The 239-nt window shown below is 51.5% G+C and carries 1 protein-coding gene; it reads right to left on the bottom strand.

Going from position 1 to position 239, the window contains the following annotated elements; translation table 11 throughout:
- Positions 1-7: 7 nt before the first annotated feature.
- On the bottom strand, positions 8-239 hold a 232-nt coding region (locus tag FDX22_RS19810), incomplete at its 5' end, for an ABC transporter permease subunit (protein ID WP_370317618.1).

The raw sequence follows: 239 nt of genomic DNA, 5'->3' as shown, positions 1-239 counted from the left end.
AATTCAATCACAGGATTTTCATCCTTCTTTCCAGACGACGCAGAATGAAGCTCAGCACCAGCGTAATGATCAGATAGAACACTGCAACGGCGCTCCAGATTTCCAGGGCGCGGAAGTTACCAGCAATGATTTCCTGACCCTGACGCGTCAGTTCAGCGACGCCAATGACGATAAACAGCGAGGTATCTTTGATGCTGATGATCCACTGGTTGCCCAGCGGTGGCAGCATACGACGCAGC

The organism is Citrobacter sp. TBCS-14 (assembly GCF_005280805.1).
Taxonomy (GTDB): domain Bacteria; phylum Pseudomonadota; class Gammaproteobacteria; order Enterobacterales; family Enterobacteriaceae; genus Citrobacter; species Citrobacter gillenii.
Note: the sequence above shows the minus strand (reverse complement) of the source record. Positions and strands in the feature narration are given on the sequence as shown.